Here is a 20,107-nt window from a genome sequence, read left to right as displayed (position 1 = left end):
CGCAGGCCGATTTGGCACGCCGCAAGCCGATTTTGGAGAGAACGATGAAAGTTCGAGCTTCCGTGAAGAAAATGTGCCGCAATTGCAAGATCATTCGTCGCAATGGCGCTGTTCGCGTCATCTGCACCGAGCCGCGGCACAAGCAGCGCCAGGGTTAATCCTGGCCTGAATTGAACCGGGTGCTGGCATACCCCTTGCCCTAATGACGGGAAGGGGGTATGCTATTGCGCCTTTTGTAGTTGATTAACCGAGCAAGCCGCTCAAACTTCGGAGTAAGCTGATGGCCCGTATTGCAGGCGTCAATATCCCGGACAACAAGCATGCGGCGATCTCGCTGACCTACATCTTCGGGATTGGCCGTACTCGCGCACAGGAAATCTGTGAAGCGACCGGCATCGCGCCGACCACCAAGATCCAGGATCTGTCATCTGAAGAGATCGACAGCCTGCGTAGTGAAGTCGGCAAGTATACCGTTGAAGGCGACCTTCGTCGTGATGTGACGCTGAACATCAAGCGTCTCATGGACTTGGGTTGCTACCGTGGTCTGCGTCATCGTCGTGGTCTTCCGATGCGCGGTCAGCGCACCAAGACCAACGCGCGTACCCGTAAGGGACCGCGTAAGCCGATCCGCAAATAACACGCACGTTCTGGCGTAAAGACAGGAATTGACATCAACATGGCTAACCCGCGTAGCAACCGTAAAAAGGTTAAAAAGCAGGTAGTGGATGCCGTTGCGCATATCCATGCCTCTTTTAACAACACGATCATTACGATCACAGACCGCCAGGGCAACGCTCTTTCCTGGGCGACAGCCGGTGGTTCGGGTTTTCGTGGTTCTCGCAAGAGCACCCCGTTCGCTGCTCAAGTGGCAAGCGAGCGTGCAGCAACTGCTGCAGCCGAGTATGGTGTGAAAAACGTCGACGTGCTGGTCAAGGGCCCCGGTCCTGGCCGTGAATCCGCCGTGCGTGCACTCAACGCCGCCGGCTTCCGCGTGCAAAGCATCACCGACGCGACGCCCATTCCCCACAATGGCTGCCGTCCGCCGAAGAAACGCCGCGTTTAAGGAGACAGATTCATGGCTCGTTACATTGGACCGAAGTGCAAACTGTCTCGCCGGGAAGGTACCGACCTCTTCCTCAAGAGCGGTGTCACTCCCTTCGAGAAAAAGTGCAAATCCGAACAGATTCCGGGTGTGCACGGCCAGCGCCGTCAGCGTCTTTCCGACTACGGCTTGCAGCTTCGCGAGAAGCAGAAAGTACGTCGCATGTACGGCGTACTCGAAAAGCAGTTCCGCAACTACTACAAGGAAGCCGCCCGCCTGAAGGGTGCGACCGGTGAGTTGTTGCTGCAGCTGCTTGAGTCCCGACTGGACAACGTCGTCTACCGCATGGGCTTTGGCGCCACTCGCTCCGAGGCTCGTCAGCTGGTAAGCCACAAGGCGATTGCCGTCAACGGCAAGACCGTCAACGTGGCCTCCTACCAGGTCAAGCCCGGCGACGTGGTATCCGTTCGTGAAAAGGCCAAGCAACAGGCGCGTATCCAGAACGCCCTGAGCATCGCCGCCAACCGTGGCGACGTGGCCTGGATCGAACTCGACGCCAAGAAGATGGAAGGCACCTTCAAGGCCCTGCCTGAGCGCGGTGACCTGACTGCCGACATCAACGAGCAACTGATCGTCGAGCTGTACTCGAAGTAAGCGGTCCGTCCGCGCCGCCCTCCTCCGGGAGGGCGGCGGTTATTACCGAGTATTCGTTTGGCAGCCTGAAAGGTGTTCATATGCAGCGTTCAGTGACAGAGTTTCTCCGTCCTCGCGACATCAAGGTCGAAGAGATCAGCGCACACCACGCAAAGATCGTGCTCGAGCCGTTCGAGCGTGGCTTCGGCCACACGTTGGGCAATGCTCTGCGTCGTATCCTGCTCTCGTCCATGCCCGGCTGCGCCGTGGTGGAGACCGAGATCGCCGGCGTCGACCATGAGTACAGCGCGATCGAGGGTGTCCAGGAAGATGTCATCGAAATCCTCCTGAACCTCAAGGACGTGGCGATCAAGATGCACAGCCGCGACGAGGCGATGCTCTCGCTGAACAAGCAGGGCCCGGCCGTCGTCACCGCTGGTGACATCGCCGTCGATCACGACGTCGAAGTGGTCAACCCCGAGCACGTCATCGCCCACGTCAATGAAGGCGCCGAGCTCAAGATGCAGCTGAAGGTGGCCCGTGGTCGCGGCTATGAGCCTGCGGATGTCCGCAGCGAAGCCGACGACGAGACACGCACCATCGGCCGTCTGCAGCTGGATGCGACCTTCAGCCCCGTGCGCCGCGTTTCCTACAGCGTCGAAGCCGCCCGCGTCGAACAGCGCACCGACCTCGACAAGCTGATCATCAACCTGGAAACCGACGGCACCCTGGATCCGGAAGAGGCGATCCGTCGCAGCGCGACCATCCTGCAAGAGCAGCTGGCAGCGTTCGTCGACCTGGAAGCCGACAAGGAACAGGAAGTGGTCGAGGAAGAGGATCATATCGATCCCATCCTGCTGCGCCCCGTAGACGATCTCGAGTTGACCGTTCGTAGCGCCAACTGCCTGAAAGCCGAGAATATCTACTACATCGGCGATCTGATTCAGCGCACCGAGGTGGAGCTGTTGAAGACCCCGAACCTCGGCAAGAAGTCCTTGAACGAGATCAAGGACGTGTTGGCTGCTCGTGGTCTGTCCCTTGGCATGCGGCTTGAAAATTGGCCGCCGGCTAGCCTGAAGGACGACAAGGCCACCGCCTAAGCGTCGGCTCGAGTCCCAGTTTGGTAAGGAATCACAACCATGCGTCATCGTAAGAGTGGTCGTCACCTCAATCGTACCAGCTCGCACCGCCAGGCCATGTTTCGCAACATGAGCGTGTCGCTGGTCGAGCACGAAGTGATCAAGACAACCCTTCCCAAGGCCAAGGAGCTGCGTCGTCATATCGAGCCGCTCATCACCCTGGCCAAGGAAGACAGCGTCGCCAACCGGCGTCTGGCCTTCAGCCGTACCCGCTCGAAGGAAGCGGTCGGCAAGCTCTTCAATGAGCTGGGTCCGCGTTACGTCGAGCGTCCGGGCGGTTACGTCCGTATTCTCAAGTGCGGTTTCCGCACCGGCGATAACGCCCCCATGGCCTACGTCGAGCTGGTCGATCGCCCCGTCGTTGAAGAAGAGGCCGTCGGCGAGGAGTAATCCTTTCGACAGCGCTTCGACACGACGCGAAACCGACACCTCCGGGTGTCGGTTTTTTTATGTCTGTCATTTGTCGACGAGTTCCTTGTGCACGGTGACCGGAAGCTGGCCGGCACCAGAGGCTTGGCCACCAGGGGCAGCGATGACACAAGCGCCAGGGCTGCGTGTCCGCACGGCGTGGCTTCCCCTATGCTGTCAGTCAGGGACAAGGTAACGGGGGAAAGGCATGCAAAGGACGTGGCAGAGGCTGTTGTCGATGCTGGTGCTATCGCCAGTCATCGCCGTGGCGCAGACGCCGGGCGATCCAGGAGAAGCGGGCAAGGAGGCTGCCCAGGCGTCATCATTGGCCGAGGTGGGGGGCAGTGCGGCGCCCACGGTCGACGCCGCCGAGGTGCGCGACTGCTTTGTACAGATGGGCCAGGGGGCGGTCGGTGACTGCATCGGACTCGCCGCCGACGCCTGCCAGCAGACCCCGGGCGGGGCCACGACCCTGGGCATCGTCGATTGCCTGGCCCAGGAGACCCGGGTGTGGGATGAACTGCTCAACGCCCAGTATCAGGAGCTGCGCGCGTTGATGCGCGAGCAGGACGAGGGGAATCCTGACGTGGGTATCTCCCGGTGGACGCGCTAAGAGACGTGCAGCGCGCCTGGATCACCTTCCGCGACGCCGAGTGCGGCTACGCCTATGCCCGCTATCAGGATGGCACCATCCGCAGCATCGTCGCCGCCTCCTGTCGACTGGAACAGACCGCCCGGCGGGCGCTTGCCTTGAAGGGCATCCTGCACGAGAGCAGCCTTTAGGTAGGGTGTGGCTGACGCTGCTGTGTCCTCGCGCTTCTGTGTGAAACAAAGCGCGAACCATCAGGAACAGAAAAGGGGAAGGCCTTGGCCTTCCCCTTTCGCGGCTTCTGTCATCGGTGTTTTCGATTGTCGCCTTGTCTGCGGCTACACGCGTTCCACCCGCGGGCCTTCAGGCGGTGGCGGTTTCCTTGTCGCCCTTGCGCGAGGTGGGGGCGGCGCGTTTGAGCAGCGGCTTGAGGAAGCGTCCGGTGTGGGAGACCTCCATCTCGGCGAGCTGTTCCGGGGTGCCCTCGGCGATGATGCGTCCACCGCCGGACCCGCCCTCCGGGCCCAGGTCGATCAGCCAGTCGGCGGTCTTGATCACGTCAAGGTTGTGCTCGATGACCACCACGGTGTTGCCGTGGTCGCGCAGCCGGTGCAGCACCGTCAGCAGCTGGCGGATGTCCTCGAAGTGCAGGCCGGTGGTGGGCTCGTCGAGGATGTACAGGGTCTTGCCGGTATCGCGCTTGGCCAGCTCCCGGGCCAGCTTGACCCGCTGGGCCTCGCCGCCGGACAGGGTGGTGGCGCTCTGGCCCAGGCGGATGTAGGTCAGGCCCACGTCGACCAGGGTCTGCAGACGACGGGCGATGGCGGGCACCGGGCTGAAGAACTCCAGCGCCTCCTCCACGGTCATCTCCAGCACCTCATCGATGGTCTTGCCCTTGTAGTGGATATCCAGGGTCTCGCGGTTGTAGCGCTTGCCCTTGCACACGTCGCAGGGCACATAGATATCCGGCAGGAAGTGCATCTCGACCTTGATCATGCCCTCGCCCTGACACGCCTCGCAGCGCCCGCCCTTGACGTTGAACGAGAAGCGGCCGGGCTTGTAGCCGCGTGAGCGCGCCTCCTGGGTGCCGGCGAACAGTTCACGAATGGGGGTGAAGATGCCGGTGTAGGTCGCCGGGTTGGAGCGCGGCGTGCGGCCGATCGGGCTCTGGTCGATGTCGATGATCTTGTCGAGCTGATCGAGCCCCTCGATGCCGGTGTAGGGTGACGGCGTCAGGGTAGTGGCCTTGTTCAGCTCGCGCGCGGCGATCGGCATCAGGGTCGAGTTGATCAAGGTCGACTTGCCCGAGCCGGACACCCCGGTAACGCACACGAACAGCCCGAGCGGCAGCTCCAGGGTGACGTCCTGGAGGTTGTTGCCCGAGGCGCCGGTGAGCTTGAGCATCTTTTCCGGGTTGCCGGGGATGCGCCAGGGCGGTACCTCGATGGCGCGGGTACCGGACAGGTACTGACCGGTCAGCGAGGCCGGGTTGGCCATGACCTCCTCCGGGGTGCCTTCGGCGACGATCTCGCCGCCATGGACACCGGCGCCGGGGCCGATGTCGAGCACGTGGTCGGCGGCACGGATCGCGTCCTCGTCGTGTTCGACCACGATCACCGTGTTACCCAGGTCGCGCAGGCGTTCCAGGGTCTGCAGCAGGCGGTCGTTGTCGCGCTGGTGCAGGCCGATGGAGGGCTCGTCGAGGATGTACATCACGCCCACCAGGCCGGCACCGATCTGGCTGGCCAGGCGGATGCGCTGGGCCTCGCCACCGGACAGGGTCTCGGCGCTGCGCTCCAGGTTGAGGTAGTCGAGGCCGACGTTGACCAGAAACTCGAGCCGCGCCGAGATCTCGTTGAGGATCTTCTCGGCGATCTCGCCGCGCCGGCCAGGCAGGCTCAGTTCACTGAAGTAGCGCTGGGCGTCGCCGATCGGCAGGCGCACCACCTCGGGCAGGGTGGTGTCGTCGACGAACACGTGGCGGGCTTCCTTGCGCAGGCGCGAGCCCTCGCAGGTGCGGCAGGGCTGCACCGCGATATAGCGGGCGAGTTCCTCGCGGACCATGCTCGACTCGGTCTCGCGGTAGCGGCGCTGCATGTTCGGCAGCACGCCCTCGAAGGGATGCTCGCGGGTGACCTTCTTGCCACGATCATTGACGTAGCTGAAGGCGATGTCGTCCTTGCCGCTGCCGTTGAGGATCACCTCGCGCTCGTGGCGGGCCAGATCCTGCCACGGTGTCTCCAGGGTGAAGCGGTAGTGCTCGGCCACCGACTTCAGCTGGTTGAAGTAGTAGACGCTGCGCCGGTCCCAGCCCTTGATCACGCCTTCCGCCAGAGACAGCTCCGGGTGGCTGATCAGCTTTTCCGGGTCGAAGAACTGCTGCACCCCCAGGCCATCGCAGGTGGGGCAGGCGCCGGCCGGGTTGTTGAACGAGAACATCCGCGGTTCGAGTTCGGCGATGGAGTAGCCGCAGACCGGACAGGCGAAGCGCGCCGAGAACGCCATGTCGTCCTGTTCGCCGTCCATGAAGTGGACCATGGCGGTACCGTCGGCCAGACCCAGGGCGGTCTCGAAGGATTCCGCCAGGCGCTGCTCGAGGCCTTCGCGTACCTTGATGCGGTCCACCACCACGCTGATGTCGTGCTTGCGGTTCTTGTCCAGCGGGCGCACGTCGTCGAGTTCCAGCACCTGGCCGTCGACCATGGCGCGTACAAAGCCCTGGGAGCGCAGCTCTGCCAGCAGCTGCAGGTGCTCGCCCTTGCGACCGCTGACCACCGGGGCCAGCAGCATCAGCTTGCTGCCTTCCGGCAGCGCCATCACCTGGTCGACCATCTGCGAGATGGTCTGGGCCTCGAGGTCCTCGCCGTGTTCCGGGCAGCGCGGGGTGCCGGCACGGGCGAACAGCAGGCGCAGGTAATCGTAGATCTCGGTGATGGTGCCGACGGTGGAGCGCGGGTTGTGGGAGGTGGACTTCTGCTCGATGGAGATCGCCGGCGACAGCCCCTCGATATGGTCCACGTCGGGCTTTTCCATCATCGACAGGAACTGGCGCGCATAGGTGGACAGCGACTCCACGTAGCGGCGCTGCCCCTCGGCGTAGAGGGTATCGAAGGCCAGCGACGACTTGCCGGAGCCAGACAGCCCGGTGACCACGATCAGCTTGTCACGGGGTAGTTCGACGTCGATCTGCTTGAGGTTGTGGGTGCGGGCACCCCTGACCAGAATCTTGTCCATTCCCACCTCGAAGACGCGGCAAAAGGTCGATTATACGTGGCCGGTCGCCCGGCCGGCAAAGCCACCGGTGAAAAGACGCTTGTGAAATGACTCGAGTGTCGGCATTTTCTGGATCGCCCCCAGGCGCTAGAATATGCGGTCCACCTTCGGGGCTCTCTCCCCGCTCTCAAGCCGGAATTCGTTCATGTCCAAGGCCAGACTCTTGTTAGCCTCCGAGCGGCGCGCCATCGTCGGTCTGGCGGGGCTCTACGCCACACGCATGCTCGGGCTGTTCATGGTGTTGCCCGTACTCGCCCTCAACGCCGACCACCTGGTCGGGGCCACCCCTCTGCTGGTGGGGCTGGCGCTCGGCGTCTATGGCCTGACCCAGGCGGTACTGCAGATTCCCTTCGGTCTGCTGTCGGATCGCATCGGGCGCAAGCCGGTGATTGCTGCTGGCTTGGGGCTGTTTCTGATCGGCAGCGTGGTCGCCGCCCAGGCGGACTCCATCGCCATGATGATTGTCGGTCGCAGTCTGCAGGGCAGCGGTGCGGTGGCCGCCGCCATCATGGCGCTTCTGGCCGACCAGACCCGCGAGCAGGTTCGCACCGCCGCCATGGCGACCATCGGTCTGTCGATCGGCGTGGCCTTTGGCGTCGCCATGGTGCTCGGCCCGCTGGTGGCCAGCCACTTTGGCCTGGCCGGGGTGTTCTACTTCACCGCCCTGCTGGCGGCGCTGGGGATGCTGGTGCTGTGGAAGCTGGTGCCGCCGGCGCCGCGCCGGCGCGGCCATCGTGACGTCGGCCTCGACCGCGGGCAGCTCGCCAGCATCCTCGGGCGCATGGACCTGTGGCGCATGGACGCCTCCATCTTCAGCCTGCACCTGATCCTGATGGCGATCTTCACCGCGGTGCCGTTCAAGCTGGTCGATGCCGGCGTCGTCGAAGCCCGCCATGGCCTGGTCTACCTGGTGGTGATGGGACTGTCCTTCGTCGCCATGGTGCCGCTGGTGATCGTGGCCGAGAAGAAGCGCAAGATGAAGCTGATGTGCCTGGGTGCCATCGCTACCATCACCCTGAGTCTGGTCGGGCTGGGCCTCGCCGGTTCGGGCCTGGTAGCCCTGGGCGCCTGGCTGCTGGCCTTCTTTACCGCCTTCAACCTGCTCGAGGCCACCCTGCCGTCGATGATCAGCAAGCTGGCGCCGGCCGGGGCCAAGGGCACGGCCATGGGGGTCTATTCCACCAGCCAGTTCCTGGGGGCCTTCCTCGGTGGCGTGATGGGCGGCTTCCTGGCCCAGCAGTTCGGGCTGTCGGCGGTGTTCCTGGGGGCAGCGCTGCTGGGGCTTGGCTGGTTCGTGCTGATGCTCGGCATGCGCGCGCCGCGCCACCTGTCCAGCGAGGTGGTGGCCCTGGCCGACGAGCACGAGAGCGATACCCTGGACAACCTGATGGCGCGCTTTGCCGCCGTCGCCGGGGTCGAGGACGTGCTGGTGGTGCCGGAAGAGCGGCTGGCTTACTTGAAGGTGGATCGCGCCACCCTGGACACCGAGGCGCTGGCGCGACTGACCCGTTCTTCGACCCGGCGCTCCTAGGTAGCGGTAGATAGTTGCGGTAGATAGCCGCGGTAGATAGTCGCGGCGCCTGGTGTCGGCACCTTGTCGCGACATCACGTCGCCGCACACTGTCTGCGCTCGAGTGCCGAGCCGTTCTTCACGGCGGCGAATCGTCTCGATCTCGCGTATAGTAGCGACATCCGCTTTTGTGGCGTCGACCAATCGACGCCGACCGATTGTCATCGGGGGCGTGGCAGCTATCCTGCCCGCCGGCCCGGCACCCATTGTCTGCATCAAGGAGTCAACCATGGCCCGTGGCGTCAACAAGGTCATCCTCATCGGCAACCTCGGCCAGGATCCGGAGGTACGCTTTACACCGTCCGGCACCGCCGTGGCCAACCTGAACCTCGCGACCACCGATACCTGGATGGACCGCCAGAGCGGCCAGCGCCAGGAACGCACCGAATGGCACCGGGTGGTGATGTTCAACAAGCTGGCCGAGATTTCCCAGCAGTACCTCAAGAAGGGCTCGAAGCTGTACATCGAAGGTCGCCTGCAGACCCGCAAGTGGCAGGACCAGAACGGCCAGGATCGCTACTCCACCGAGATCGTCGCCAACGACATGCAGATGCTCGATGGTCGCGGTGAAGGCGGCCAGGGTGGCGGCTTCGGCGGCGGCCCTCAGGGCGGCGGCAACTTCGGCGGTGGTCAGCCCCAGCAGGGCGGTGGCAACTTCGGTGGTGGTCAGCCCCAGCAGGGTGGCAACTTCGGTGGTGGCCAGCCCCAGCAGGGTGGCAACTTCGGTGGCGGCCAGCCCCAGCAGGGCGGCAACTTTGGCGGTGGCCAGCAGGGTGGCGCTCAGCAGAACCGTCCGCCCCAGCAGGCGCCCAACCAGGGCGGTGGTCAGAAGGGCGGCTTCGGCGCACCGGACCCGGGCAACTTCGACGACTTCGACGACGAGATCCCGTTCTAAGTCCCGTTGTGGATGCCATCAAATGGCGTCATTAGCAAACCAAGGAGGCCCTGCATCGGCAGGGCCTCCTTGCGTTCCGGGTCTTCTTTTTTGGTCAGCGCCTCTTCAGTGCAGTGCCTCTTCTCGCCAAGTGCCTCTTTCTCTTGCAGCGTCTCTCTTCGGCCAAGGCGCTTCGCCTCAAGTGCCCGGGGTATCAGGGCGTCCTGGGCATGGCACGCTTGTGGGCGGTGCGCCGCCAGGTGGCGATGATGCGCTCGGCGTCCTCGGGGGCGACACTCTCGCCGGTGAGGAAGCGGTCGATGGCGGCGTAGCTGACGCCGAGGGCTTCCTCGTCGCTCAATTGCGGGCGCAGTGACTCCAGGTCCGCCGTCGGCACCTTGTTGACCAGGGTATCCGGGGCGCCCAGTTGTGCAGCCATGTCGCGGACCTGGCCCTTGGTCAGGCCGGCCAGGGGCACCAGGTCGCAGGCGCCGTCACCGTGCTTGGTGTAGAAGCCCATCACTGCCTCGGCGGCCTGGTCGGTGCCGATGACCAGGCCTCCTTGAGCGCCGGCCACGGCGTACTGGGCGATCATCCGCTGGCGCGCCTTGATATTGCCCATCACGAAGTCGCGGTGGGCCTGGTCGCGAAACTCAAGGCCTGCCTGCTCCAGCGCTTCCAGCATGGCGTCGCTGGCCGGCTTGATATTGACCGTCAGGCACTCGTCCGGCTGGATGGCGTCCAGCGCCTGCCAGGCGTCGTCATCATCCTGCTGCTCGCCATAGGGCAGGCGCATGGCGATGAAGCGTGCTTCGGGCAGTCGCTCCCGCGCCGCCTCGACCGCCCGCTGGGCCAGCAGGCCGGCGCTGGTCGAGTCCACGCCGCCACTGATGCCGAGCACCAGGCAGTGCTGGCCGGTGGTGTGAAGCTGGTCGATCAGAAACGCCTGGCGCCGCTGAATTTCATCCCTGATGTCCGCCCCGGGCTGGACTTCGAGTTCACGCGCGATGATGCGCTGCAACTGGTCGATATCGTCGTGGGTCATCCGTGCCTCCTTGCGGGATTGGGGTGTCAGTCGTGCTCACGCCAGTAGGGCGCGAGCTTGCCGTCGCGAATGTCGCGGTGCCAGTCACACACCCGTTTGAGGGCATGATGGGCCGCCGCCAGGCGGACCTCGTTGCGATCCCCGTCGAAATGCTCGGTGGTGGTGATCACGTAGATCTTGTCCTCGTAGCGAAAACCCCAGCCCAGGCACACCGTGCCCTTGGGCGGTCCATCCTCGGGTTCGCCTGGGCCGGCGATGCCGGTGTTGGCGATCGCCAGCTTGGCGTTGGAGTTGTTCAGGGTGCCCAGCACCATCTCCCGGGTGATCTCCTCGCCGGTCAGGCCGTAGCGCGAGATGGTCTCGAAGGGGATCCCGAGGTAGCGGTTCTTGGCCTCAGGCGAGTAGACGGCCAGTCCGCTGTCGATGACCTGGCCGCTGCCAGGTACGCGGGCCAGTTCCGAGGCGATCAGACCGGCGGTGCAGGACTCCGCGGTGGCCAGCTTGATGTCGTGCTCGGTCAGGTAGTCGACAAGATCTTCCAGCCATTCCATGGCGTGCTCTCCTGCGATGATGAGAGTGGGAAATGCTCGTTTTGGCAAATTCAGCATAGGGGCTGAAGGCCGGGTCTTCCAACCCACTCCTTGCGAGACGGATGCCTCTCTATCTCCACTGATGTCTTATGTTGCCGTGCAGCCAGACAGGCTAAAGTGATAAGCAGACAAATAATTTTAGTGGTGATCCAGAGGGAGCGGCGGATGCAGGATCTGTTGTGGTACCAGTACGCGTTGATCGGGCTGATCTTCTGCTGGAGCGGTTTCGTGCGCTCCAGTCTGGGGTTCGGTGGGGCGGTGCTGGCGCTGCCCTTCCTGCTGCTGGTGCTCGATGAGCCACTGGTGTTCCTGCCGCTGGTGGCGGTGCATCTGTTGATCTTCTCGAGCTGGATCGCCTGGCGCGGCCATCGTCAGATCCAGCAGACCGGCAATACCGGCGACAGCAATATCGACTGGCGCTACTTGAAGCGCGCGCTGGCGATCATGATCGTGCCCAAGCTGATCGGGGTGGTCGGCCTCTTGACCCTGCCGGCTGAGCTGATGACGGCGGTGATCTTCGTGATCGTGATCGTCTACGGCGCCAGCTACGCCCTCAATCGCCCCTTTCGTAGCCGCAGCAAGACGGTGGACGTGGTGCTGCTGGCGCTGGGCGGCTACGTCAGCGGAGCATCGCTGATCGGCGCTCCGCTGATCGTCGCGGTATTCGCTTCCCATGTGGCCAAGCACCAGTTGCGCGACACCCTGTTTGTGCTGTGGTTCATCCTGGTGGTGATCAAGATGGTGTCCTTCATCATCGCCGGAGTGGACCTGCAGCTCGAGCATCACCTGTGGCTGTTGCCCTGCGCCATGGTGGGCCATGTACTCGGCGAGCGAGTCCACCAGGCGCTGCTCGGTGCTCGCTCCGAGGTGTTCTTCCGGGTGCTCGGGGTGGTGCTGGTGGCGGTCAGCCTGGTGGGCCTTGCGACCAGCGTCGGCTGATCGCGCCAACCGGCAGCCAGACGTTTCCACCTCGATGGATGGCGAGAGTCTGCTACCTCCAAGAGGGGCGCTGATCGATGAGCAGTTGGTGTAGAATATGGCCCTTTGGTGTCCTCGGGCGTGATGTGCGAGTGGCGGTTCTCGCCGCTATTCCTGTCGCAGCGTCTGGACACCGGCCGTAACGCCAGGGCGTCGTACGAGTCTCGTGCGGCGCTCTCATGGACGAGGAGTCGTCGTGAAGCTGCTGATTCTGGACGCCGGGCATTGTCTGTCCCTGGCCCTGGCGCGGGAAAGCAATCGGCGCGGTGATACCGAGCTGGTGATCGATCCCGCGACCCGCGTGGATCCTGAAGCGCTGCGTACGCTGGCGCCGGACGCGCTGATCATTCCCCCCTTGTCGCGCCCCTTCAGCGTGCCGCCCGCTGCGGTGGTCGAACACGCCGAGGCGGTCGAGGCCTGCATGGAGGCGTGCCGTGACGTTGGCATACCGCTGGTGTGGTGCGTCTGTGACCAGCTCTACGAGGATGGCCACGATTCGCCCATCGACGAGCACGTGATTCCGGCCCCCCGGGACGAGGGGCTGCGCCGGCTGGTGGCGACGGGCGACCGCATCCGTGCCGAGTGCCCCGAGCACCTGATCGTGCGGGTCGGTCCCATGTTCGCCCTGGAGGGTAGCCACGCCTGGCTCGGCGAACTGCTCGATACCCTGATCGATGGTGGCACCGTGCCCGCCGAGACCGACGTGACCCTGTGCCCGACGTCCGCTGATGCCGTGGCCATGGCGCTGATCGGCATGCTGCAGCAGCAGTCCTGCGGCGCCAATGCCTGGGGTAGCTACCATCTGGCCGGGGTAGAGCCGGTCAGCGCCTATACCTTCGTGTGCATGGTGCGCACCCAGTTGGGCACGCGTCTGGAAGGCCAGGGCGAAAATATCGCGCTGGGCGAGGTGAAGGCGCTCAGCCACCACCATGATCAGCCGCTGCGCCGGGTGCTCAACTGTCGCCGGGTGCTGGAAGTGTTCGGGGTACACCAGAAACCCTGGCGGCTCGAGGTGGGTCGCATGCTCGACACCTGGTGTCGAGCGCGGGAAGACGTGGCCTGCCAGGCGACGAGTCAGGGGAAGGACGCATGAATCTGCTGCGCAGCGTGATCTTCTATATTGGCTATTTTGCCGCGATGCTGGTGTGTGGCTTGCTGTTTCTGCCGCCGGCGCCGCTGCTGCCACTGCGCTCGCGCTATCGGCTGCTCAACCTCTACAACCACTTCATCATCGCCTGGTTCAGCCTGGTGTGCGGGGTGCGCTACGAGATGAAGGGGCGTGAAAAACTGCCCGATGGGCCGGTGGTGATCCTGTCCAATCACCAGTGCGAGTGGGAAACCGTCTACCTGCAGTTGCTCAAGCCTCCGGTGTGCACGGTGCTCAAGAAGGAACTGTTGAACTTTCCGATCTTTGGCTGGGGGCTGCGCCTGTTGCACCCCATCGCCCTGGACCGCTCCAAGCCTGCCCGGGCCATGCGCCAGGTACTGAGCCAGGGAGGCCAGCGGCTCAAGGAGGGGTTGTCGGTGCTGATCTTTCCCGAGGGAACCCGGGTAGAGCCAGGCAAGCGTCGCCGCTACAACAAGAGTGGGGCGGTGATCGCCTGCCGCGCCGGGGTGCCGGTGGTGCCGGTGGCCCACAACGCCGGCGAATGCTGGCCGGGGCGTGACTGGATCAAGCGGCCTGGCCGCATCTCGCTGGTGGTGGGCGAGCCTATCGCCACCGAAGGACGCACCCCTGAAGAGGTGCTGGTCGAGACCGAAGCCTGGATCGAGGCGCGCCTGGAAGAGATCTCCAGCGTGCCGAGGCCCGCGCCCGAAGAACTGGCGCGCAGTGTCAGTCGCTGAACGCGATCCGGCCCCACTGGGGCCGGTCTTGGGGCGCTCGGCATCATCGCCGATCGCCGAAAGAAAAGGCGGTCAAGCCGTCGCTTCGGTGGTGTTTTCCATCTCCTGATAGCCTGTCCGCTGTCTTTCGGCAACGCTCAGGTCATGTACACGCTCTCGCATGCCGTGAACGTCCCTGATGCCGGGAATAAGTTGTTGCGGATGGGTCCGGTCTGCCGTCAGCAGTATCAGGTTGCCCAAACCAAAGAGCCTGAGCAGCAAAGGCTCTGATGTCGACAGGTCGCGGATGCGTGCGATCTCCAACTGATCCACGCGGCGATTCAAGACGCCGTGATAGTAGTAGACTCGGCGCGGTGTGATATCAAACTTGGTGTTGGCCAAGCCAATGATCTTGCAGATGGGGATAATAAGACAGATCGCCCAAAGCGCAATAACAACATGTGATTCTTTCAGAGGAAACAATGGGTCTCCGTAGTATATGCCGATGTAGATGTCATAAAAAAATCGCCAGATTTGCTTTGCGAATAACGTTCCAATCGATGCGAGCAAAAATCCAACTATCAGCGAACCCACTCCCGCCAGAATCGAAGGCTTCAGCGTTGCGATAACGCTTTCATTCGAGGTGCTGTCGCTCATGGTTTTCTCCTTTTGTCGTTGGTGCGGGCCAAGCGAGTGTGGCAGCTCCGAGCATGCAAGGGCTGAAGCTGCCACGTATCGCCAGTCCTAGCCGTTGGCCAGGCGCTCGCGGATATTGTCGGCGCGTTCCTTGGAACCCGGGTGTGACGACATCAGGCTGCTTTCGCCGCCGTCGAGCTCGGCGAACTTCTGGAAGCCGGTCATCAGGCCCTCGCGAGGAATGTCTCGCTCGGTCAGTAGATCAAAGGAGAAGTTGTCGGCGTCGCTTTCCTGACTCTGGGAGAATTGGGCGTTGATGAACTTCTCGCTCAGGTCACCCAGTTGAGAGTCTGACAGGGTCGCCATCGCGCTGTTGCCGGATGCCGCCATGGCGTCTCTGGCGATCGAGGTGGCGTAGGCCGTCTGCATGGCCTTGCGGCTATGCCCCAGGGCCACGTGACCCAGTTCATGACCCAGCACACCCTCGATCTCGTTGTCGTTCATCATGTCCATCAGCCCGCTGTAGACACGCACGCAGCCGTTGGCCATGGCCCAGGCGTTGATGTCGTCGGTCATGTAGACCTTGTAGTTGACCGGGGTGCCTTCGATCTGGTGGCCCAGGCGGTCGGCAATGCGTTCCAGGCGCTGTGCATACTCAGAGTCGGGCGACGCCAGGACGGATTGGCTGTCCATCTGCTGGCAGCTCTGGTCAGACATGGCCTTGACCTCGGCGTCGCTGATGGTGGCGGCGTTGAAGCCGGCGAGCCCGGTGTTGATCATGCTGTCGGTGGACATGTTCTCGCAGCCGGTCAGCAGGGTGGTGCAGCCAAGCACGGCGACAGAAAGCGTAAGGCGTAGGTTCATGCTCATCATCCTTGATGAAAGAGGGAGTCGGGATGGTTCCTGCAGGACAAGGTCCTGATCGGCGGTTGCGCGCGCAGGATCGCGACGGGAGTTTCTGGAGCGCAAGCTGACCGTGTTCGGAGTTGTAGCACGCGCTATTGCAGCGCAACAAACCTACCCATTTTTCGTGTTTTTCAGACAACACTTTGTCAGCAATATCGTCTTGCTCTCCCTGGTAGTGGGAATAGCGCAATCCACAAACAACGACGGCGCCCCGAGGGGCGCCGTCGTGTTATTACCTGGCCGGGCTGGATCAGTCGTTGAAGCGCTGCAGCACCAGACAGGCATTGGTACCGCCAAAGCCGAAGCTGTTGGACAGTACGCGATCCAGCTTCACGCCATCACGGCGGCTGGTGACGATATCGAAGCCCTGGGCCTCGTCGTCCAGGTCGCTGACGTTGGCCGAGGCGGCGATGAAGTCGTTCTCCATCATCAACAGCGAGTAGATCGCTTCCTGCACGCCGGTGGCGCCCAGCGAATGCCCGGTCAGAGACTTGGTGGAACTCATCGCCGGGGTGCTGTCGCCGAAGACCTCGCGCACCGCCTTGAGCTCGGCCACATCGCCCACCGGCGTGGAGGTGCCGTGGGTGTTGATGTAGTCGATGTCGCCGTCGACGCTGGCCATGGCCTGGCGCATGCAGCGAATGGCGCCTTCACCTGACGGCGCGACCATGTCCTTGCCGTCGGAGGTGGCGCCGTAGCCGACCACCTCGGCGTAGATCTTGGCGCCGCGAGCCTTGGCGTGCTCGAGCTCTTCAAGCACCAGCATGCCGCCGCCGCCGGCGATGACGAAGCCGTCGCGGCTCTTGTCATAGGGGCGAGAGGCGGTCTGCGGGTCGTCGTTGTAGCTGGTCGACAGCGCACCCATGGCGTCGAACAGGCACGACAGCGTCCAGTGCTCCTCCTCGCCGCCGCCGGCGAATACCACGTCCTGCTTGCCGAGCTGGATCTGTTCCATGGCGGAACCGATACAGTGGGCAGAGGTGGCGCAGGCAGAAGAGATGGAGTAGTTCACGCCCTTGATCTTGAACGGGGTCGCCAGACAGGCCGAGACGGTGCTGCCCATGGTGCGGGTGACCCGGTAGGGGCCCACACGGCGCAGACCCTTCTCGCGCATCACGTCGGCGGCCTCCACCTGGTTGGCGCTGGAGGCGCCGCCGGACCCGGCGATCAAGCCGGTACGTTCGTTGGACACCTGCTCGGGCGTGAGGCCGGAATCCTCGATGGCCTGGGCCATGGAGACATAGGCGTAGGCCGCAGCGTCACCCATGAAGCGGCGCAGCTTGCGGTCCACCAGTTCGTCCAGGTCGATGTCGACCACGCCGGCGACGTGGCTGCGGAAGCCACGCTCGGCGTATTCTTCCTTGAAACGAATGCCGGACTGGCCGTTCTTGAGTGCCTCGAGTACCTGTTGCCGGTCATTGCCCAGGCACGACACGATGCCCAGACCGGTGACTACCACTCGTCGCATGGGAGCCTCCTGATCAGAAATTCGCGGTGGAGGTGAACAGGCCGACACGCAGGTCGTTGGCCTGATAGATATCGCGGCCATCGACGGAAACGGTGCCGTCCGCCATGCCCAGAATCAGGCGGCGGGTGATGACGCGCTTGATATTGATGCGGTAGGTGACCTTCTGGGCGTCAGGCATGATCTGCCCGCTGAACTTGACCTCGCCGCAGCCCAGCGCCCGGCCGCGTCCGGGGTGACCGAGCCAACCGAGGTAGAAGCCCACCAGCTGCCACATGGCATCGAGGCCGAGGCAGCCGGGCATGACGGGGTCGCCCGGAAAGTGGCAATCGAAGAACCACAGGTCAGGGCGGATATCGAGCTCGGCGATCAGTTCGCCCTTTCCGTACTCGCCACCCTCTTCGTAAATGCGCGTGATGCGGTCGAGCATCAGCATGTTGGGGGCCGGCAGCTGGGCATTGCCCGGGCCGAACAGCTCACCGCGGCTGCAAGCCAGCAGTTCATCGCGATCAAAAGAGTGTTGCTTGGTCACTGGAGCGTTCCGAGAGTCGAAGTGATGTACGCCGCGCACGGCAATCTGCCGCCATGCGGCCTGCCTAGTCTACTGTTCGTGGGGGCTGAATGCACCCCGTGGGCCTTCGATCATGGTCGTGGTAGACAGAAAGTCTGCTTTGACACTACAGATTCCGGGCAAAGCGCCGATAACGACAGCACACTTTTTTCGCGTTCTCTATCGCGGGAGTCCAATTCGACCATGTGGCCTCGGTTATCTTTCAATCGCCCGCTGATCTGGCTCGGGCTCTCGGCGATGTCAGCCGTCCTGTGGCTGCCGAGCGTCTCGCTCAGGCTCGGTGCGCTGTTGCTGATGGCGGTGGCCATGTGGGACGGCTGGCGTCAGGTGAAGCTCGAGCAGCGTCGCTCGCGGTTGACCGAGCAGGTGATGCGACAGTCGGGGGAGGCGGTGATGATCACCGACGACCAGCACCGTATCCAGGCGGTCAACCCGGCCTTTACCGAGCTCTCGGGGTTCGAGCTGTCCGAGGTGGCCGGCCTCAGCGCCAGCAACCTGGCGGCGGCGCGCCATGACAGTGCCTTCTTCGAGCGCTTCTGGCAGGCGCTGATCAGCGCCGGTCGCTGGGAAGGCGAGCTGTGGCAGCGACGCAAGGATGGCAGCGAGTACCCCATGTGGCTGGAGGTCCAGGTGATCACCGACCCCCATGGCCGCGCCGAGCACCATATCGCCACCTTTACCGATATCTCGCTGCGCAAGGCCCGGGAGCAGGACCTCAGGCGGATCGGTCGGGAGGATCCGCTGACCGGGCTGCCCAACCGTTTCCGTCTTCATGAATTGCTGGCCTCGCGTCTGCGTCATCTGCGTGCCGGTGAGTGCCTGGATCTGGCGCTGATCGATATCGATGGTTTCAAGGAGATCAACGACGGCCTCGGTGTCAGCGCCGGTGATCGATTGCTGGCACGTTTCGGCAAGCGCCTGGCCGGGCATGTGGCCGGCGGTGTGGTCGGGCGGCTGGGCGGGGACGAATTCATGGTCCTGCGTACCACTACCTACGACGATCACGAGCGCTGGGTCGAGGGCTTGAGGAGCCATCTGGGGGAGCCGTTCGAGATCGACGGCAGCACCTTGAGGCTCGGCATTACCATCGGCAGCTGTCGTGCCCCGGAAGACGGCAACGATGATGGCGTGCTGTTTCAGCGCATGGAGGCGGCGCTGGCGTCCGCCCGCCGCCATGGCGGTAATTGCTGCCAGCGCTTTCGGCCTGCCCTGGACGTCGGTGACGGTCCCAATCTGACGCTGCTCAATGACCTGCGGGAAGCGCTGGCCCAGGGAGGACAGCTTGAGCTTCACTACCAGCCACAGCATCGCCTCGCCGATGACGCCATGATCGGCATGGAGGCCTTGCTGCGCTGGCGTCATCCCCGCGACGGGATGATCTCCCCGGCGGAGTTCATCCCCCTGGCGGAGCGTCATGGACTGATGGCGCCGCTGGGTGACTGGGTGATTCATCAGGCCTTGACCCAGCTCGCCCACTGGCGCTCGCGGGGGTTATCGCCGCTGCCGGTGTGGATCAACATCTCGGCGATGCAGCTGTTCCAGGGCGACCTGGAGAAGACCCTGGCCACCGGCCGCGCGCGCCATGACGTGGCGTCCCAGTGGCTGGGGCTCGAGCTGACCGAGTCGGTGCTGCTGGACGATCGTGGCGGCGATATCGTGCCGCGCCTGGAGCGATTGCGTGACCTGGGCCATCGCATCGCCCTCGACGACTTCGGTACCGGCTATTCGTCGCTGGGCTATCTCAAGGAGTTGCCGCTGGACAAGCTCAAGCTGGATCGTGCCTTCATCAAGGCGCTGCCGGGTGACAGTGCCGATGCGGCCATCGTCAACGCGGTCACGGCGATGGCCCGAGGGTTGTCACTGGAGATACTGGCCGAGGGCGTCGAAACCGCAGAACAGCGCGACTACTTGCGCCAGGCCGGTTGTGATGAGGTGCAGGGGTACTTCTACGCCCGGCCGATGCCGGCCCACGAGCTCGAAGCCCTGTGGCGGGAAAGCGCTACCCGTCAAGAGGCCAATACCCGTCAGGCGGTGGCCTGATGGCGCCTTCCGCCCTTGTTCAGCCTGAGCGTCGACGCAGGCCGATGCCGATGACCAGGCACAGCGAGGCCCAGATCAGCGCCTGGGTCGGCAGCAGCCAGTCGGCCAGCTCGACGCCCGCCAGTGCCGCGCCGCCCAGATAGGACGAGGGGCCGCCGATCAGGCCGCCGAGGGCGGCGAGCCAGGGGCGCGCCCATAGCCACTCCAGCGAGTGATGAATCAGGGTGGCGAACAGCGGCCACAGCCACAGTAGCCACAACGCCAGCGGACCGAGGCTCGGGTTCTGCGGGTCGAAGCGATAGCCGCCCAACGCCGCCAGTGAGCCATCGATCACGACCCCAGCCAGCAGAAACCCCAGCAACCAGCGCCATTCTCCGGGCTTGGCCAGCCAGCGCAGGTGAGCCACGATCACCGCCAGGGCAATGGCTCCGCCGGCCCAGGCGCCCATCAGCACACAGCCGAACCAGCCCAGCTGGAAGCCCGCCACATTGAGCAGCGAGGCCTGCCAGCGGGGGGGCATCGGT

General features: G+C 63.9%; 22 protein-coding genes. 14 read left to right on the top strand and 8 right to left on the bottom strand.

All coding sequences use genetic code 11. The features are described 5' to 3' along the window. Positions 1-44 precede the first annotated feature (44 nt). The 8 genes from rpmJ (at position 45) to NH448_RS11640 (ending at position 4,005) form a co-directional block, all read left to right on the top strand. Positions 45-158 carry a 50S ribosomal protein L36 gene (gene rpmJ / locus NH448_RS11675; protein WP_031384759.1) on the top strand — a complete coding sequence of 38 codons (114 nt, stop codon included), beginning with the start codon at positions 45-47 and terminating at the stop codon, positions 156-158. A 122-nt stretch (positions 159-280) separates the two neighbouring features. Continuing rightward, entirely contained in the window at positions 281-637 is a 357-nt protein-coding gene (gene rpsM / locus NH448_RS11670) for a 30S ribosomal protein S13 (protein WP_045990841.1), read from the top strand. Between the two features lie 39 nt (positions 638-676). Continuing rightward, positions 677-1,063 (top strand): 30S ribosomal protein S11, encoded by a 387-nt coding sequence (gene rpsK / locus NH448_RS11665; protein WP_013331014.1) that lies wholly within the window; start codon positions 677-679, stop codon positions 1,061-1,063. A gap of 12 nt (positions 1,064-1,075) precedes the next feature. Then, a complete protein-coding gene (gene rpsD / locus NH448_RS11660; protein WP_045990840.1) occupies positions 1,076-1,696 on the top strand; it encodes a 30S ribosomal protein S4 in 621 nt (206 codons plus the stop codon). Between the two features lie 80 nt (positions 1,697-1,776). After that, positions 1,777-2,775, top strand: a complete 999-nt coding sequence (gene rpoA, locus NH448_RS11655; protein WP_045990839.1) for a DNA-directed RNA polymerase subunit alpha — start codon at positions 1,777-1,779, stop codon at positions 2,773-2,775. Between the two features lie 39 nt (positions 2,776-2,814). Beyond that, on the top strand, positions 2,815-3,204 hold the full coding sequence (gene rplQ, locus NH448_RS11650; protein WP_045990838.1) for a 50S ribosomal protein L17: 390 nt from the start codon (positions 2,815-2,817) through the stop codon (positions 3,202-3,204). Positions 3,205-3,430: 226 nt separating this feature from the next. Next, positions 3,431-3,835: a lysozyme inhibitor LprI family protein gene (locus NH448_RS11645; RefSeq protein WP_052704181.1), complete on the top strand. Its 405-nt coding sequence runs from the start codon at positions 3,431-3,433 to the stop codon at positions 3,833-3,835. Next, positions 3,823-4,005: a lysozyme inhibitor LprI family protein gene (locus NH448_RS11640; RefSeq protein ID WP_083970152.1), complete on the top strand. Its 183-nt coding sequence runs from the start codon at positions 3,823-3,825 to the stop codon at positions 4,003-4,005. The genes NH448_RS11645 and NH448_RS11640 overlap by 13 nt, the downstream gene beginning before the upstream one ends. 169 nt (positions 4,006-4,174) lie before the next feature. Here the strand turns inward: NH448_RS11640 and uvrA are convergent, their stop codons facing one another. Then, positions 4,175-7,045, bottom strand: a complete 2,871-nt coding sequence (gene uvrA / locus NH448_RS11635; protein WP_045990837.1) for an excinuclease ABC subunit UvrA — start codon at positions 7,043-7,045, stop codon at positions 4,175-4,177. Between the two features lie 184 nt (positions 7,046-7,229). Between uvrA and NH448_RS11630 the strand changes: the two genes are divergently transcribed. Both NH448_RS11630 and ssb read left to right on the top strand, forming a co-directional pair. Next, on the top strand, positions 7,230-8,615 hold the full coding sequence (locus tag NH448_RS11630; RefSeq protein ID WP_045990836.1) for an MFS transporter: 1,386 nt from the start codon (positions 7,230-7,232) through the stop codon (positions 8,613-8,615). Positions 8,616-8,883: 268 nt separating this feature from the next. After that, entirely contained in the window at positions 8,884-9,549 is a 666-nt protein-coding gene (gene ssb / locus NH448_RS11625) for a single-stranded DNA-binding protein (RefSeq protein WP_045990835.1), read from the top strand. A 193-nt stretch (positions 9,550-9,742) separates the two neighbouring features. Here the strand turns inward: ssb and nadE are convergent, their stop codons facing one another. Then, positions 9,743-10,573 (bottom strand): ammonia-dependent NAD(+) synthetase, encoded by an 831-nt coding sequence (gene nadE, locus NH448_RS11620; RefSeq protein WP_045990834.1) that lies wholly within the window; start codon positions 10,571-10,573, stop codon positions 9,743-9,745. A gap of 26 nt (positions 10,574-10,599) precedes the next feature. Next, positions 10,600-11,124: a CinA family protein gene (locus tag NH448_RS11615; protein WP_045990833.1), complete on the bottom strand. Its 525-nt coding sequence runs from the start codon at positions 11,122-11,124 to the stop codon at positions 10,600-10,602. 204 nt (positions 11,125-11,328) lie between these two features. Between NH448_RS11615 and NH448_RS11610 the strand changes: the two genes are divergently transcribed. The 3 genes from NH448_RS11610 to NH448_RS11600 all read left to right on the top strand — a co-directional run bounded on the left by NH448_RS11610 (position 11,329) and on the right by NH448_RS11600 (position 13,986). After that, the gene (locus tag NH448_RS11610) at positions 11,329-12,102 is read left to right on the top strand and encodes a sulfite exporter TauE/SafE family protein (protein ID WP_045990832.1); all 774 of its coding nucleotides are present in this window, start codon (positions 11,329-11,331) and stop codon (positions 12,100-12,102) included. 235 nt (positions 12,103-12,337) lie between these two features. Next, positions 12,338-13,234: a sugar nucleotide-binding protein gene (locus NH448_RS11605; RefSeq protein WP_045990831.1), complete on the top strand. Its 897-nt coding sequence runs from the start codon at positions 12,338-12,340 to the stop codon at positions 13,232-13,234. Further along, a complete protein-coding gene (locus tag NH448_RS11600; protein ID WP_045990830.1) occupies positions 13,231-13,986 on the top strand; it encodes a lysophospholipid acyltransferase family protein in 756 nt (251 codons plus the stop codon). The genes NH448_RS11605 and NH448_RS11600 overlap by 4 nt, the downstream gene beginning before the upstream one ends. A 72-nt stretch (positions 13,987-14,058) precedes the next feature. Here NH448_RS11600 and NH448_RS11595 read toward each other — a convergent pair whose 3' ends face one another. From NH448_RS11595 to fabA, 4 genes are all read right to left on the bottom strand, one after another. After that, the gene (locus tag NH448_RS11595; protein ID WP_052704180.1) at positions 14,059-14,622 is read right to left on the bottom strand and encodes a PH domain-containing protein; all 564 of its coding nucleotides are present in this window, start codon (positions 14,620-14,622) and stop codon (positions 14,059-14,061) included. 87 nt (positions 14,623-14,709) lie between these two features. Next, positions 14,710-15,465: a M48 family metallopeptidase gene (locus NH448_RS11590; protein ID WP_045990829.1), complete on the bottom strand. Its 756-nt coding sequence runs from the start codon at positions 15,463-15,465 to the stop codon at positions 14,710-14,712. A gap of 292 nt (positions 15,466-15,757) precedes the next feature. Continuing rightward, positions 15,758-16,975 carry a beta-ketoacyl-ACP synthase I gene (gene fabB / locus NH448_RS11585; RefSeq protein ID WP_045990828.1) on the bottom strand — a complete coding sequence of 406 codons (1,218 nt, stop codon included), beginning with the start codon at positions 16,973-16,975 and terminating at the stop codon, positions 15,758-15,760. 13 nt (positions 16,976-16,988) lie between these two features. Further along, positions 16,989-17,504, bottom strand: a complete 516-nt coding sequence (fabA, locus tag NH448_RS11580) for a 3-hydroxyacyl-[acyl-carrier-protein] dehydratase FabA (protein WP_045990827.1) — start codon at positions 17,502-17,504, stop codon at positions 16,989-16,991. Between the two features lie 222 nt (positions 17,505-17,726). Here fabA and NH448_RS11575 point away from each other — a divergent pair, with 222 nt between their 5' ends. Further along, positions 17,727-19,583, top strand: a complete 1,857-nt coding sequence (locus NH448_RS11575; protein WP_045990826.1) for a GGDEF domain-containing phosphodiesterase — start codon at positions 17,727-17,729, stop codon at positions 19,581-19,583. Positions 19,584-19,602: 19 nt separating this feature from the next. Here NH448_RS11575 and NH448_RS11570 read toward each other — a convergent pair whose 3' ends face one another. Further along, the gene (locus NH448_RS11570; RefSeq protein ID WP_045990825.1) at positions 19,603-20,103 is read right to left on the bottom strand and encodes a DUF2878 family protein; all 501 of its coding nucleotides are present in this window, start codon (positions 20,101-20,103) and stop codon (positions 19,603-19,605) included. Between the last annotated feature and the right edge of the window lie 4 nt (positions 20,104-20,107).

Origin of the sequence: Halomonas sp. OfavH-34-E, from assembly GCF_024124525.1 — a bacterium.
Lineage (GTDB): Bacteria > Pseudomonadota > Gammaproteobacteria > Pseudomonadales > Halomonadaceae > Halomonas > Halomonas litopenaei.
Note: the sequence above shows the minus strand (reverse complement) of the source record. Positions and strands in the feature narration are given on the sequence as shown.